Annotated in this window: 22 protein-coding genes and 1 tRNA gene; 21 read left to right on the top strand and 2 right to left on the bottom strand. The window is 69.1% G+C overall.

Annotated features, from left to right (window positions below; genetic code table 11):
• Positions 1-40 precede the first annotated feature (40 nt).
• Complete coding sequence (locus WQ56_RS00755; RefSeq protein WP_047135151.1) at positions 41-523, bottom strand: hypothetical protein; 483 nt, start codon at positions 521-523, stop codon at positions 41-43.
• A gap of 179 nt (positions 524-702) precedes the next feature.
• Complete coding sequence (locus WQ56_RS00750; RefSeq protein ID WP_156170156.1) at positions 703-1,005, bottom strand: hypothetical protein; 303 nt, start codon at positions 1,003-1,005, stop codon at positions 703-705.
• Positions 1,006-1,209: 204 nt separating this feature from the next.
• On the opposite strand from WQ56_RS00750, the gene WQ56_RS00745 reads away from it, so the two are divergent.
• The 21 genes from WQ56_RS00745 (at position 1,210) to WQ56_RS00655 (ending at position 13,771) form a co-directional block, all read left to right on the top strand.
• Positions 1,210-1,821, top strand: a complete 612-nt coding sequence (locus WQ56_RS00745; protein ID WP_052772746.1) for a hypothetical protein — start codon at positions 1,210-1,212, stop codon at positions 1,819-1,821.
• Complete coding sequence (locus tag WQ56_RS00740; protein WP_047135149.1) at positions 1,818-2,108, top strand: MarR family transcriptional regulator; 291 nt, start codon at positions 1,818-1,820, stop codon at positions 2,106-2,108. The genes WQ56_RS00745 and WQ56_RS00740 overlap by 4 nt, the downstream gene beginning before the upstream one ends.
• Complete coding sequence (locus WQ56_RS00735; RefSeq protein WP_047135148.1) at positions 2,105-2,401, top strand: hypothetical protein; 297 nt, start codon at positions 2,105-2,107, stop codon at positions 2,399-2,401. The genes WQ56_RS00740 and WQ56_RS00735 overlap by 4 nt, the downstream gene beginning before the upstream one ends.
• On the top strand, positions 2,398-3,243 hold the full coding sequence (locus WQ56_RS17490; protein ID WP_052772745.1) for a hypothetical protein: 846 nt from the start codon (positions 2,398-2,400) through the stop codon (positions 3,241-3,243). Before WQ56_RS00735 ends, WQ56_RS17490 begins: the two co-directional genes overlap by 4 nt.
• Positions 3,244-3,256: 13 nt before the next feature.
• Positions 3,257-3,862: a hypothetical protein gene (locus tag WQ56_RS00730; RefSeq protein WP_052772744.1), complete on the top strand. Its 606-nt coding sequence runs from the start codon at positions 3,257-3,259 to the stop codon at positions 3,860-3,862.
• Entirely contained in the window at positions 3,859-4,098 is a 240-nt protein-coding gene (locus WQ56_RS00725; RefSeq protein WP_047135147.1) for a hypothetical protein, read from the top strand. Before WQ56_RS00730 ends, WQ56_RS00725 begins: the two co-directional genes overlap by 4 nt.
• A complete protein-coding gene (locus WQ56_RS00720) occupies positions 4,095-4,619 on the top strand; it encodes a hypothetical protein (protein ID WP_047135146.1) in 525 nt (174 codons plus the stop codon). Before WQ56_RS00725 ends, WQ56_RS00720 begins: the two co-directional genes overlap by 4 nt.
• On the top strand, positions 4,616-5,041 hold the full coding sequence (locus WQ56_RS00715) for a DUF1064 domain-containing protein (RefSeq protein WP_082132107.1): 426 nt from the start codon (positions 4,616-4,618) through the stop codon (positions 5,039-5,041). The genes WQ56_RS00720 and WQ56_RS00715 overlap by 4 nt, the downstream gene beginning before the upstream one ends.
• The gene (locus tag WQ56_RS00710; RefSeq protein WP_047135145.1) at positions 5,038-5,259 is read left to right on the top strand and encodes a hypothetical protein; all 222 of its coding nucleotides are present in this window, start codon (positions 5,038-5,040) and stop codon (positions 5,257-5,259) included. Before WQ56_RS00715 ends, WQ56_RS00710 begins: the two co-directional genes overlap by 4 nt.
• Positions 5,252-5,689, top strand: a complete 438-nt coding sequence (locus tag WQ56_RS00705) for a hypothetical protein (protein WP_156170154.1) — start codon at positions 5,252-5,254, stop codon at positions 5,687-5,689. Before WQ56_RS00710 ends, WQ56_RS00705 begins: the two co-directional genes overlap by 8 nt.
• Positions 5,682-7,667: a DNA cytosine methyltransferase gene (locus WQ56_RS00700; RefSeq protein WP_052772743.1), complete on the top strand. Its 1,986-nt coding sequence runs from the start codon at positions 5,682-5,684 to the stop codon at positions 7,665-7,667. The genes WQ56_RS00705 and WQ56_RS00700 overlap by 8 nt, the downstream gene beginning before the upstream one ends.
• Positions 7,664-8,032, top strand: coding sequence for a hypothetical protein (locus WQ56_RS00695; RefSeq protein WP_047135143.1), 369 nt, complete (start codon positions 7,664-7,666; stop codon positions 8,030-8,032). The genes WQ56_RS00700 and WQ56_RS00695 overlap by 4 nt, the downstream gene beginning before the upstream one ends.
• Positions 8,029-9,756 (top strand): DEAD/DEAH box helicase, encoded by a 1,728-nt coding sequence (locus WQ56_RS00690; protein ID WP_047135142.1) that lies wholly within the window; start codon positions 8,029-8,031, stop codon positions 9,754-9,756. The genes WQ56_RS00695 and WQ56_RS00690 overlap by 4 nt, the downstream gene beginning before the upstream one ends.
• Positions 9,753-10,022: a hypothetical protein gene (locus WQ56_RS00685; protein ID WP_047135141.1), complete on the top strand. Its 270-nt coding sequence runs from the start codon at positions 9,753-9,755 to the stop codon at positions 10,020-10,022. Before WQ56_RS00690 ends, WQ56_RS00685 begins: the two co-directional genes overlap by 4 nt.
• 11 nt (positions 10,023-10,033) lie before the next feature.
• Positions 10,034-10,549, top strand: a complete 516-nt coding sequence (locus tag WQ56_RS00680) for a hypothetical protein (protein WP_156170152.1) — start codon at positions 10,034-10,036, stop codon at positions 10,547-10,549.
• A 40-nt stretch (positions 10,550-10,589) separates the two neighbouring features.
• Positions 10,590-11,459: a hypothetical protein gene (locus WQ56_RS18370; RefSeq protein WP_156170150.1), complete on the top strand. Its 870-nt coding sequence runs from the start codon at positions 10,590-10,592 to the stop codon at positions 11,457-11,459.
• Positions 11,460-11,590: 131 nt separating this feature from the next.
• Positions 11,591-11,668 (top strand) — tRNA-Met (locus tag WQ56_RS00675).
• 298 nt (positions 11,669-11,966) lie between these two features.
• Positions 11,967-12,497, top strand: a complete 531-nt coding sequence (locus tag WQ56_RS00670) for a hypothetical protein (RefSeq protein WP_047135140.1) — start codon at positions 11,967-11,969, stop codon at positions 12,495-12,497.
• Positions 12,494-12,931, top strand: coding sequence for a hypothetical protein (locus WQ56_RS00665; RefSeq protein ID WP_047135139.1), 438 nt, complete (start codon positions 12,494-12,496; stop codon positions 12,929-12,931). The genes WQ56_RS00670 and WQ56_RS00665 overlap by 4 nt, the downstream gene beginning before the upstream one ends.
• Positions 12,909-13,418: a hypothetical protein gene (locus WQ56_RS00660; RefSeq protein WP_052772741.1), complete on the top strand. Its 510-nt coding sequence runs from the start codon at positions 12,909-12,911 to the stop codon at positions 13,416-13,418. The genes WQ56_RS00665 and WQ56_RS00660 overlap by 23 nt, the downstream gene beginning before the upstream one ends.
• Complete coding sequence (locus WQ56_RS00655; RefSeq protein ID WP_047135138.1) at positions 13,415-13,771, top strand: hypothetical protein; 357 nt, start codon at positions 13,415-13,417, stop codon at positions 13,769-13,771. Before WQ56_RS00660 ends, WQ56_RS00655 begins: the two co-directional genes overlap by 4 nt.
• Positions 13,772-13,778 lie beyond the last annotated feature (7 nt).

Raw genomic sequence — 13,778 nt, 5'->3', positions numbered from 1 at the left:
TAGCCGCACCGCGTCTGGAGGAAGCCTGATGTCTTGCGCATCAGAACTGCGCCTGCAGCCACTCGGCGAAGCGGGGCATCGCCTGCAGCCCGGCGTCCAGTGCGCGCTCGGTGAGTTGGCCCAGCGCGACCGCTGGCGTCGCCTTCAACTGGTCGATCAAGCGCGCCTTGACGGTGTCGGGCTCGTCGGATGCACGGACGCGGGCGATCAGCAGGTCACGCACGGTGTCGGAGTGCAGCTTGACGGTCACCGTGCCGAGGATCGCGCCGAGGCCGCCATCGTCCGCGAGGAAGTCGACGCCCTTGGCGGTGATCTTGGGCCGGGTAGCGACCTTCGCACCCCTGCCGTACTCGCCGACCTCGCAATCGACCAGTCCGTGCTCCGCCAGGTAGGCCAGGTTGACGGCGATCGCGGTTTCCCCAGCGAGGTCGCGAAGCTCAGAGCTGTACTGGGTCGCTGGATAGCTCATGTAGAGGCGCTCCAAAAGTGCCCGCTGCAGCTCGCGGTTCAAAAGCTCGGCCATTTATTTATCTCCCGTTTTCGCGGCCGCGTGCCGCATTCCGTTGCTGTGGAGGTCGTCTGATATGCGCACATGGAACCCCCGCCTGTGGCTGCGCGACTGGCTCAACAACCCCACTCGCGCCGAGCTGCGGGCCCGCCGCCCCACAGACGAAGCGATCGCCGCTCTGGCAAACGCAGTCGCTACGAGTCCGATCGTGGAGTCTCTCCGGCGGCTAGCCGAACTCGTCGGAGGTAGTGGTCCGCAAACATCGTCACTGCGCGATGCACAGCCTGACTGCCCTCGATGCTCGCGTTCAGATCGAAGCCCTCGTCCATCAGCTGATGAGTCTGTGTGCTCAGCATGTGCTCGAAGAGATCGGCGACCTGCTCCGGCATCGGGTGCGTCGCGATGAGTGTGTCGAGAAGCACATCCACGACGAACGTTCGTCCGCTCAGCTCGAGCATCGTCGCTGTGAGTCGTTCCACGCGGTCTTCCATGTCCATGCCGGTCTCCGGTGCCGGTGAGGGTGGGTCGCACCTCCGAGCCTACACCGGGCCGGCACCCGATCAGCGGCCGCCAGAGCACGGCCACGACGCACCCCAGTCCGTCCAGGGAGCTGTAGCGCCGCAGGGCGGTGAGGGTCAGTCCTTCGATCCGGGGCAGAGCGTCCATGCCGCCCACGATCACGCATCCGAGGCACCCTGCCAATGACGCAAGAACGTCAGTACCGCGAGCCACGCGCCGCGGTCATCTTCCGCTTCACCACCGATGCCATCCGCAACAGCCGGCATACCGACGCGTCGTTCGCGAGCGCGGTCGCCGAGGCCTACATGGCCCAGGTCGCCCCGGCCGAGCGCACAACGCAGTTCCACGCGGGCACAGACGCCGACAGCATCGCCAAGGCCGAGAAGCTCAACGCGAAGCTGATCGAGCGGTTCCGCAATGGCACGGTCAAGCTGCCGGCGGATCTGGAGGAGGCCTGGGTGGAGGCGTTGCCGGAGCCCTGGCGCCTCGATTGCGCACGCGAGCTCGCGCGCCGCTACGGGTTCATCGGCGCGCGGGCACCGGATGCTGGCATTGCTGGCCAGCTGCTGTGCACCGCCCGCGTCGCGATCGAATTCGGCCAGGCGCTGCAGGCGATCGCCGAGATCAACGCCGACGGCGTCGTCGACGCGCAGGACATCCCTCGCCTGCGGCGAGCGCTGAGCGAGTACCGCGCGCTCGGCGCCGAGGTGGTCACCCAGAAGGCGACCCTGCAGGCCGTGCTCGACCGCATCGAGGCAGGTCTGCGCGGTGGGCCGGTAGGGGTGGTCGCGTGAAGCTGCACTCGAACACCGGCAGCGCGTCGCGCGAACTGATCGAGGTCGCGCGCTGGCTCTACGACATCGTCCCGCCGGAGTACCGCCCCGAGCTCTGCGATCGCGTGCCTGCGTGCCGCGTCATCGACACCGCGCGCCAACTGCGCACGCCGATCAGCCCCGCCCACCTGGTCGCGCGCCTGGACTGCAGCCGCTCGACGGCGTTCCGCCTCGTGGCCATCCTCGAAGAGCTGGGCGAGAGCGTGCGCCGCCATGCGCCAGCGGCGCGCCGCGGGATTTCGCCGTGAGCACGGAGGCCACCAAGTGGGCGTTCCAGCAGCAGGTGGGCGACCCGGGCCGAAAGCTGGTGCTCCTCGCCATGGCGCAGCTGGTCGACAAGGAGAACTGCTGCTTCCCCGGCCTGGGCTATCTGGCGACGTTGACTGAGCAGAGCGCCGGCAAGGTATCCGCCGACCTGGATGCGCTCGTCGCGCTGAACCTGATCGGAGACTCGGCTCGTCGCAAGGGCCGGCGGCAGAACACGGTCGTCTGGCAGCTGGCGGTCAACGGACCGGTGCAGCACTACAGGTCGCCGGTATGAGCAATGAGGCCATCACCTGGTCGCTGCGCATCAAGCTCCCGCCGGGCAACGCGCCGGCGAAGCACCTGCTGTTCGTCCTGGCGAACCAGGCGAACGGAGACCCGGGGCGCGGCGTGCCGATGCTGAGCCATCCGTCGATCGCGTACATCGCAGACGTCACCGGTATGGACCGCAAGACCATCGTGTCCGGCCTCCAGAAGCTGCGCGACTGGGGTCTCATCACGGACACCGGTCGACGCGTCGGGCGCACCGGCCAGGTGCCCGTCTACGAGCTGCACACCGGGCCGGATCTGCTCGACCCCATCGTCGCGGGAATTTCTAACAGTCCCGAAAACGGAACTGTTCCGAAATCGGGACCGTTGCGCGCGGTAACAGTCCCAAATACGGATGGAAACAGTCCCAAATACGGGACACGGAACCCAAGGAACCTAAAAGCAGGAGAGAGAGAAGGCGCGGGCACGCGCGCCGAGCCGATCTCCCCGCCGACCGAGGCCGGCCGGGCCTGCCTGCTGATGCGCGCCGCTGGCGCCAGCCACACGAATCCGTCCCACCCCGACCTGCTCGCGGCGATCGCCGAGGGCATCACCGGGGAGGTGCTCGCCGACACCGTCGGTGAGGCACTCGATGCCAGCGTCCGCAAGCCGTTCGCCTGGGCCATCGCCACCGCTCGCGACCGACACCGATCCGGTGCCCGCCCCATCGCCTCGACCTCGTCCACCGGAAGCCCCCATGCAGCACATCGGCCAACTCGCGAATCCCGCAGTGCGCGCATCCAGCGCCGCAACGCCCAGCTCGACGCCCTCGAATCCGGAGGGAGCGATCAGTTCGAACTGGCTCCGTAGGCTCTGGGAGCGCATGGGCGTGATGTACGGCGCGGCGTGGGAGAACGACAACGGCGACGCGCCCCAGGACGACAACGGCGCGCTGACGCTGGCGGGCGAGGTCTGGCGCGAGGGGCTGGTCGGCATCACCGGGCCGCAGCTCGCCCGCGGCCTGCAGCGGTGCATCCTCAGCCATCCCGAATGGCCGCCGCGGATCGGGCAGTTCCGCGCGCTGTGCATGGACGTGCCGACGCTCACGGAGTTGCGCCTGGAGCTGCGCGCGGATGCCACCGTCCGCTCGCCGTTCGCGCGGCTCGTCTGGGAGCACCTCGACCCGTACCAGTACCGCATGACGGACGCGCGCCATGCCGATCGGCTGCTCGCCGAGGCATATGCCGTGGCCCGCGAGCACGTGCTGCGGGGCGGAGCGCTGCCCGAGCCGGCTGTGGCGGCCATCGAGGAAGCCGCCGCCCAGCCGTACTCGGCGCCCTCGGCAGACCGCCGGGCCGAGATCCTGCAGAACGCGCAGCGCATGGCGGGGCTGTTGGACAGCGCGTTGCAGCCCGCTGGTGCGGCCGAGGAAGGAGCGATTGTCGACGAGCCGGACCGGAAGCGCGCCGCCGGAGGCCCGGACGCATGAGCTACCTGTTCGAGGGTCGCGAGTTCCGCGCGCTGCAGGACATCGCAGCGGAGTTTCCTGCGTACCGCAGCCGAGGCTGTACGGATCTCATCCGCGCCGGTGCCACGACGATCGCCGAGCTCGAGCGGCGCCTCGCCGCGCGCGACGAAGCCGCGCGGCGCAGCGTCCGAGCGCAAGCGCGTCGCCTGGGCTGCGCGACCTATTCGGCCGCGCGGCCGTTCCGGAGGACGTCATGAGCGAAGACCTGCGCGAGTACCGGCGCGAGCTGGCGCTGTACTGCATCACTCGGGAGACTAGGCCGGTCAGCGCGGCCGATCTGGCCGAGACGATGGGCACCCTCGCCATGCGCGAGGGGCATCCGAAGGCCTGTTTCGCGCGCCTCGATGGCGTCGAGGTCGCCGGCATCCTGCGGGTCTTGCGGTCCACGGGCCGAGTGGTGAACACAGCGGCTATCCACTCTTCCGCTCACGCCAGATCGGTCCCTATGTGGCGAGCCGCAGATGGTGAAGAGCGCTCCCCGATGCCGCTGCCGCCGGATGACGAAGACCTGGCGCCGTCGCCGCGCGTCTCGGCGCCGGCAGTGGACCTTCGGACCGAGGCGATGCTGACGGTAGGGGACATGACCGCCGCGTTCCTGGCACAGCAGCGCGCCGACCGCGAGGCTTTCGAGCGTGAGCAGCTGCGCAAGCACATGGAGTTCACGGCGCGCGCCCGCGACACCCTCGCGCGTGCCGGCGTGGAGGTGCCATCCGCATGAGCAAGGCGCCCAGGTCGCTCCGCTACTCGAGCGCGGCCGCCATGCCGGCCGGCATGCGCGCGCTGCACGATCGTCAGCACGGATACCGACCGGCCGCGCCGGCGGCGGCAGCCTCGCGCGAGCCGAGGAACAAGTACGGCGCGGTGCCCACTGTGGTCGACGGGATCCGGTTCGACAGCAAGCGCGAGGCGACCTACTACCAGCGGCTCAAGCTGCGCGTGAAGTCCGGCGAGGTCATCTACTTCCTGCGCCAGACGCCGGTGCATCTGCCCGGCGGCACCAAGTTGGTTGTCGACTTCGTCGAGTTCCTGGCCGATGGCCGCGTGCGCTACGTCGACGTCAAGGGTCGCGAGACACCCGTGTTCCGGCTCAAGCGGCGCGAGGTCGAACATCACTACCCGATCCGGATCGAGCTCGAATGATCCGGGAGATCTTCGAGCCGATGTCGCCGGCCGACGCCAAGCGCGCCCGCGAGCTGCAGGACCGGTACCCGGTCGAGCTGCGTCCGAACCCGGGCTACGAGTACCAGCTGCCCTATGAAACGGTCGTAGATGGCGTGCTGTGCGTCTCGATCGACGCCGGCGCGGCGTCGCTGGGCGCCCCGCTCGAAAAGGCGAGGGGAGGGCGCGGCCATGGCTGACGCGCGCACATCCATGCCGCGCCGCGTGCTCGAGGCCATCCGTCGGTGCCAGCCGATCAGGGTGTCTGCGGTGGTGCGCTTCCTCGCGCAGGACGACTTGAGCGCCGCGCGCGAGGTGCGCCGCGCGCTGCGCAAGCTGCTCGACGACCAGCGCATCGAGGTCGTCCCCGGCTCAGGCCCTCGGGAGCGTCGCGTCCTGCGTGTGGCCCCGCCCCAGGCGTCGCCAGTCCTGTCGGAGGGGGCGTCCCGCGCGAGCGCCAAGAAAGCCGTCCGGCGGCAAATCGAGGTCGGGCCGTATCGCCCGCCCATGCCGCGCGACATCCCGCGCAACCGCATCCCGCCGCCGGCCCTGCACCCCGCCTGGCCGGCCATCCACACCACCGCGGTCCTCGGGCCGCGCCTCACCTGCTCAGGGGCAAACCATGGCTGACGGAAGCCGCCAGATCGAATTCAACATCCCGCGCACCATGGCGGTCTCCGCGCTCAGGAAGGGCGAGATCGTGGTGGACCTGTTCGCCGGCGGCGGCGGCGCGAGCACCGCGCTTGAGCAAGCGCTCGGGCGGCCGGTCGACATCGCGATCAACCACAACCCGTGGGCGGTCAGCTTGCATGCCGCGAATCACCCGATGACCCGCCACATGTGCGAGGACGTTTGGGAAGCGGACCCGCGCCGCGAGACCGCGGGCCGGCCGGTCGGCTGGTTGCATGCCTCTCCGGATTGCACGCATTTCAGCCAGGCCAAGGGCGGACAGCCGCGGAATGGCAAGGTGCGTGCCCTGTCCTGGGTCGTGCCGAAGTGGGCGGGCACCGTGCGGCCGCGCATCATCAGCCTGGAAAACGTGCACCAGATCCAGAAGTGGGGCCCGCTTGTCGCCAAGCGCTGCAGCAAGACCGGTCGTGTCCTGACTCTGGACCTGGTCCCGGAGGTCGATCCCGACACCGGCGCGACGCGCATGGTCAACCGAGTGGCCGACCGCGGCGAGCGGGTGCCGGTGCAGAACCAGTACCTGATCCCTGACAAGCGGCGCGAGGGGCGAACCTGGCGCCGGTTCTGCAGTGTCATGCGTGGGCTCGGCTACGTGGGCGAGGCGAAGCGCCTGCGGGCGTGCGACTACGGCGCCGGCACGAGCCGCGACCGGCTGTTCGGCCTCTGGCGCCGGGACGGCGAACCGGTCATCTGGCCGGCTCCGACGCACGGCCCTGACCGAGCGCATCCGTACGTCACTGCCGCCGACTGCATCGACTGGTCGATCGGTTGTCCGTCCATCTTCTCGCGACCGAAGCCGCTCGCCGACGCGACGCTGCGCCGCATCGCGCGAGGCATCCACCGGTACGTATTGGAGGCGGCGGAGCCATTCATCGTGGGCGTCGGCGGCCGCATGGGCCAGACGCAGGAGCGCGGGACGACTGCACCGACCCAGACGCTCACCTCCAAGGCCGACAGCGCACTGGTGTCGCCCACACTGGTCCAGTGTGCCAACGCGAGCGCAGCTGGAATCGCGCCAGCAGACACCCCGTTGGGTGTCGTCACCGCCTGGCCGAAGGGCGGCGCCCATGCGCTGGCTGCGGCGACGCTGGTGCAAACGGGCTACGGGGAGCGATCCGGGCAGGCGCCGCGCGTGCCGGGCCTGGGCAAGCCGCTCGGGACCGTGGTCGACGGACAGAAGCATGCGGCCGTGACCGCCGCGCTGGTCAAGTTCCGCGGCGGCAGCGATGGCGCCGACGTGCAGGAGCCCGCTCCGACGATCACCAGCGGTGCAGGCGCTGCTCGACCGGCCGGTGCCGCCCACGCCTTGGGCGTCCTGACCGCGTTCCTCGAGCAAGCGGCCGGCGGCCCCAACAGCAACACCTCGCGACCGCGCGCCGCTGGCGAGCCGGTATCAACAATCTCGACCAGCGGCAGTCAGCAGCGGCTCTGCACCGCCAACATGGTGACGCTGCGAGGCGACAACGTCGGCGCGGCCGCGAGCGAGCCCGTCCGCACGTTGTCGGCAGGCGGCGAACATCACGCGGTGCTGGAGTGTCAGCTGAGCCCGGAGCACGAAGCCGGTGCTCTGCAGGTCGCCGCCTTCCTGCTCCGCTACTACGGAGAGGGCGGTCAATGGGGCGGGCTGACGGAGCCGGCCCACGCGATCACGACGAAGGACCGGCTCGCGCTGGTGACGGTCACGATCCGCGGCACGCCCTACGTGATCGTCGACATCGGTCTGAGGATGCTGCAGCGCCGTGAGCTGTTCCGCGCCCAGGGCTTCCCGGCCGACTACATCATCGACCGTACCGCGGATGGTCGGGCGGTGTCGGTGAGCCGCAGCGTCGCGATGGTCGGCAACAGCGTCAGCCCGCCGCCGCTGCGCGCACTGGTTGCGGCCAACCTGGAATCGGCGAGCTCGACGAGGCTCGCAGCATGACGCCGACCGTTCCCCGTCTCCAGCTGCTGCTGGGCCAGTACCGGTACCGCTTCGCCACCGAGGTCGACCTTCAGGAGGCGGTGGCGGAGGTGCTGACCTCGGCCCGCATCGCGTTCGAGCGCGAATGGCCGGTGTCGCGCTCCGACCGCCTGGACTTCTACCTGCCGGACACGCGGGTTGCGCTCGAGATCAAGGTCGCCGGCTCCGTCGACACCGCGCGACGTCAGGTGGAGCGTTACCTCGCGCACCCCGAGATCGACGGCGCTGTGCTCGCCGCGTCCAAGGCGTGGGCCCGGGGCGTGTACCCGACGCAGCAACTCGGCGGCAAGCCGTTCGCGATCGCATTCCTGATGAGGCCTCTATGATGACGACTTTCGGTAGCATCGCCCGCGCCGACGGGCGCTGGCAGATCACCTGCGAGGCACACGTGCGCGCCCGAATCCGCCGGGTGTTCCCGCGCATTCCGCAGTCGGGGGGCGTGATCCAGCTGTCCGACACCCCAGAGAACAGCCGCGAGCTCGCCTGGTTCCTGACCCGCTACCCGATGGAGCTGGCGCCAGCCGACGCAGGTCACCTTGAGGCCCAGACGGCGCGTCACGTCGACCAGGAACTACGCCTCGCGGAGATGGTCGCCGGGCGTGCCGAGCTGCTGCCGTTCAAGCTGGCCAAGCCGCCGCGCGACTACCAGCGCGAGCCGGGCACGCTCCTCCCGGTACGGGGCGGCCTGCTGCTGGCGGACGACGTGGGTGTCGGGAAGACCGTTTCGGCCATCTGCCCCATGACCCAGCCGCAGAACGTGCCGGCGATCGTGGTGGTGCCGGCGCACCTGCCGGGGCACTGGACCGAGAAGCTCCGCGAGTTCGCGCCGGCCCTGCGCGTGCACACGATCCGCAAGAGCCGGGTGTATCCGCTTGTGCGACAGAAGGGCCAGCGGCGCACCGATCTCTGGGACACGATCCCGGACGTCATCGTGGTCAGCTACCACAAGCTGCGCGGCTGGTCGGACACGCTGGCCGAGATCGGGCGGCTGGTGATCTTCGAGGAATGCCAGCAGCTGAGGCGCGATGGGACGGAGATCTACCGGGCGTGCCGCGACCTCGCCGGCGCAGTCCAGTTGAGGCTCGGACTGTCGGCGACGCCGATCTACAACTACGGCGACGAGTTTTTCAACGTGGTGCAGGTCCTGCTGCCTGGTGCGCTGGGCGAGCGCGACGAGTTCGTGCGCGAGTGGTGCTCGGCAGCTCCCGGCCAGGCCGCTCGCCTCCGCGACCCGGAGCAGTTCGGTGCCTACCTGCGCCGCGAGGGCATCATGCTCCGGCGCACGCGCCGGGATGTCGGGCGCGAGCTGCCGCCGGTGACCATTGTGCCGCACCTGGTGGAATCGGACAGCGTGGCGCTCGAGGAGTTGGGCAGCGATGCGGTCGCGCTGGCCCAGATCGTCCTGCAGCAGGGTGAGGCCTACCGCGGCCAGAAGATGCAGGCCGCCGGCGAGTTCGATGCCATGGTCCGGCAAGCCACCGGCGTCGCGAAGGCGCCCTATGTGGCCGAGTTCGTGCGGATGCTGGTCGAGTCCGGCGAGAAGGTCGTCCTGTTCGGCTGGCACCGCGAGGTGTACCGGATCTGGATGCAGCGGATGGCGGACCTGCGGCCGGTGCTCTACAGCGGTAGCGAGTCGCTGGCCCAGAAGGCGGAGGCGAAGCGCGCATTCGTCGAAGGCGACGCGCAGGTGATGATCATGTCGCTGCGGAGCGGCGCCGGCGTGGACGGGCTGCAGCACGTGTGCCGGACGGTCGTGTTCGGCGAGTTCGACTGGTCGCCGGGTGTGCACGAGCAGTGCCTGGGCCGTGTGGATCGAGACGGTCAGGCGGACCCAGTGATGGCCTACTACCTGGAGAGCGATGAGGGCAGCGACCCGATCGTCATCGACGTGCTGGGCGTGAAGCGGCAGCAGTCGGAAGGCGTGCGCAATCCGGGAGGGCCGCTGGTCGAGCGAGCCGACCTGGGCGAGGCCGCGCTCAAGCGCGTCGCCGCGGAGTTCCTGCGCTCCAAGGGCGTAGCAGTACCAGCAGCCGTGGAGCGCGCCGCATGAGCCAGATGCGGAGGCAGGACGAGGTCGACCTCTACGCCGCTCTGCGGCTGGCCGCGGCGGACTACCGGGACGCCGACGGCAACCGGGGGAATGGCTACTGGGGCGGCGCCGCCGTCGTCACGGGCCTGCTGTGTGGGCTGGGCATCAACGAGAAGCGGGGCTATTACCTGCTGATGAAGTGGAGCGCGAAGGGGTGGATCGATTTCGGGATGTGGGCGTGGGGCGGCTGGTTCACGGCCGAGGCGCCCGAGGGGCTGTCTCGGTGACGGCGCCGGCGATGCAGCGCGCGCTGGCGCCACACACGGACGAGCGGGATCCGCTCGAGCTGGTGGCCCGCATGCTGGTGCCGGGCGGCTACCGCGTGCCGGTGGAGGGGCGCAGCTCCCGGCCGACCCTCCAGTCCGGCGACGTCGCCGCCGCGGTGGCGCTGATGCGAGACCCGCTGCAGCGAGAGGCGGCGCTCGCCGTCGCCATGCGCGCCGAGCGTGGCGACTTGGTGCGCGTGATGGCGCGAGCCTACCGCGCGGTCGTGCGCGAGGTGCTGCTGCAGCGCTCGGCTCCGCTGGACCTGCAGGCTCCGGCCGACCGCTGGCGCCTGCGCCTGGTGACCTATGACGCCGTGCAGGACCTGGTCTGGCCGGAGCGCCGCGGCTCGTACAGCGCCCAGGCGCGCCAGGCCAAGATGCGCAGGTCGAGCTACGTCGAGGTTTACCGCTGCGCCACGCATGTATTGCAGCAGGCGCTGGACGGTGCGCGCAGGGACTTTCGGCGTCGCGTGTTCGAGGATCGTTAGTTGTATTGTATTGCTCGGCAACTAACGCAACGGGGGGGGTATGAGGCTGTTTGGATGGCAGATAATTCGATCGACGAGCCAAGTTCAGGATGAGGTCGAGAAGACTGAGAAAGCAATAAATGGAGGCGCGGATAGCGTCGTTGGGCAGTGGCTTGGATTCTTCCGTGTCATTGCGGAACCGTGGACTTTACTGTTGCTTGCGATTGTCCTGGTGCTTTTTTTCGTTGCACAGCGTCCTGATTTGTCTGGCATGGGGGCTGTGGTGCAGGGCCTCATGGCCGTGATATCAGGCGTGGTCGGTGGCAGGATTGCCAACAGAATGTCTGAGATCAGTAGTATCGGGGTTCTCGTCGCAAGGGGGCGAGTTGCGGTCAGGGGTCTTAAACTAATGGTCGTTCAGACGGGTGCGTTCGAGCGACGCTTGGAAGTGTTCCTCAGTCGCCGCGACCACATCGAGAGAAACCCTGAGGTCACGATTCGGAACTACGAGGAAACGGTTGAGTTTTGTCGGAGAATTTTGGAGGAGGCCAGTAGCGCAATAGAAACCTGGGCTGACGTGGTGCCAGGTCAAGATCTCTCCACTACGATCGGTGAGATTACAGCTGTGAAAGTGGCGCACGACGCTACAAAGGCGTTGCTCGATAAAGCGCGAAACGACTTAGAAGCAAATCGGATGGACGTCGAGAAGGCGGGTAGGCTGCAGCAGAAGGTTGCGGAGTTGGAAGCAGTGAGCGACGGCCAGCAAGTGAGGATCGAGATGTTGCGTTCGCGGCTCGAGGAGCAGTCTAGGGTGGGTATGCGCACTAGGAGTACAGTACGCGGAATTATTCAAGCAGATGGCACGCGTGGAGTCCCGATAGGGGCCGCTGCAGCTGCGCTAGCGAGCACGGAGCCGCGCTCTGAGTCATGACCGCTGCACGACTGGGGGTCAACTGGGGATATCTGCGCCGCCCCAGCTGGCCCCCAGTTGCATGGGACCGATCTTGCCCGCCTAATTGCTACCGTGGCGGCGAGTTTCGATAACGCGCTGCCAGCAGCTCCAGCAGCGTAGAGAAGCCGGCCAATCTCGCGTGGCTCATAACCACGAGGTCGCCCGTTCGAATCGGGCCGCTGCTACCACACACCCCACGATGAAGCCTGCCCCGGGCAACCGGGAATCCAGCGGCGGCACTCGGCCGTTCGGTAGGGCATAGAGGGCTAGGCCCGGCAGTTCACGCTGCCGGGCCTTTTTGTTTCCACGGATCGCGGCACCCCCACCGCGCGCTGCATCGGCCCCGTCGACGAGACGCTGCCGCAGCGCACGCCGGCGTGCGCGCTGGCTGAGCAGGTCCAGCGCGCGGCAGCGGGCGAGGGTGGCGATCCACCACATCGGTACGCCCTGGCCAGCCGCCGGGGCGTTTGCATTTGAGGCCCCAGGATGAGCATCGAGCGCGCACGCAAGATCAACGAGACCGCGATCACGCCGGCGCTGGCGCTGCTGCCCACGCGCATGGATTCGCCCGCGGCACGCGTGATGCTGCTGGCGATCGCCGGCCAGGAGGCGGATTTCCGGCATCGCCGTCAGATCGTCAACGCTGTGACGCTGGGCCCGGCCAAGAGCCTGTGGCAGGGCGAGCGCGGCGGCGGGATGGTCCACGGCGTGCGTGGGCACGTGGCGACGCAGGCGCATGCGGCAGTCCTGTACCGCGCGCGCGGCGTGGAGCCGACGCTGGATGCGATCTGGAACGCTATCGAGCACGATGACGTGCTGGCGGCCGGCCTGGCGCGTCTGCTGCTGTGGAGCGACCCGCGCGCGCTGCCCGCTGTGAGCGACGTGCAGGGGGCGTGGGACCTGTACCTGCGCACGTGGCGCCCGGGCGCTTACACGCGCGGCACGCCCGCCTCGCGTCAGCGCCTGCGGGCGAAGTGGGCCGGCTACCACGCCACCGCGCGTGAGGCGCTGTCGTGACCTCGGGCCAGAAAACCGGCGCCGGGATCGGCGTGACGGTGTTGGCTGTGCTGACGCTGCTGCTGTCGTCGCAGTCGTTGCCGGTGATCCAGTGGGTGTTCGGCGAGGCCAAAGGGCTGTTCGGCCTCCCGCTGTTCGCGCCCACGGCCATCGCGATGCTGGTCGGCGCCGGCGCGCCCGCGTGGTTGCCGCACGTGCTGCCGGCGCACTGGCCGGCGCACCGCACCATGCGGGTGACCCGCCTGCTGGGGTTCGGCATCGCCTTCGTGATGGTCTTCTCTCGGTATCCCAGCGCGATCGGCGCTCAGTACGGGCTATTCGCGGGCACCGGCGCGTATGCGCTGTGGACAATGGGCTCGAGCTTCGTCTACCGGATGCGGCCGCAGATGCAGCCTCCCTCCCTGAAGGATGATGGGGCTGCCGGTGGTGACTGACCTCGACGACCAGGCGCTACAGGATGTCGAGTCGCGTGCGCATCCGCTGGCCATGGATCTGATCCGGGGCCTGTTCCCCATGCAGCCGTACCCGAAGACGGACGCGCAGGGCGTGTTGCGGCATGGGTTCGGCCGCCCCATCGAGAAGCGCGCCATGAGCGATGCGACCGCCAGCTTCGCGCTGGCCGACGACCTGCGGGCGACGCAGGCGATCCTGCGCGGTCGGGTGTTCGAACTGATCGCAGTCCACCCAGAGGCCGAGCCGCGGTTGCCGTACCTGTACGCGATCGGCGACCTGCTGGGCGCCGAGAAGCTGCGGGACTGGTCGGCCCTGTGGGAGCAGCTGCGGCGCGAGGACTGGCAGGCGGTGGCCGTGGAACTGATGACCGCGAAGTGGGACGCGTACTACGCATCGAGCCTGGACAAGCGCCGCGCGGTCATGGGCCTGGTGCTGGCGATCAGCAGTCCGGTGGGGGTGGCGGCGTGAAGCTCGTCGGATGGCTGATCACCGCGCTGGCGGTGGTGGCGGTGTGGGCGGGCATCGCGACGTACTTCTGGGCGACCGGAAGTGTTCGCTGCGACGCTCGCATGGCCGAGCAGCGCGCCGAGGATGCCCGGGCGGCGATCGAGGCGCAGGGCGCGGCCCTGGGCAAGGCGACCGAGATTTTCGGTAGCGAGCTCGCCAAGGCGCGGACCGAGGGTACCGCGGCCGCGGGCAACACCCACACACGGGAGACGCTGATCCGCGAGGTGCGCGTGACCGGCGAGTGCGTCATGCCCGTCGGTCTGCCGAGCCTTGCGCCGGCCGTAGAAGAAGCCCGCGCCGCCGCGCGTGATTGAGCAGGAG

This window comes from Luteimonas sp. FCS-9 (genome assembly GCF_001014645.1).
Classification (GTDB): Bacteria; Pseudomonadota; Gammaproteobacteria; order Xanthomonadales; family Xanthomonadaceae; genus Luteimonas.
Note: the sequence above shows the minus strand (reverse complement) of the source record. Positions and strands in the feature narration are given on the sequence as shown.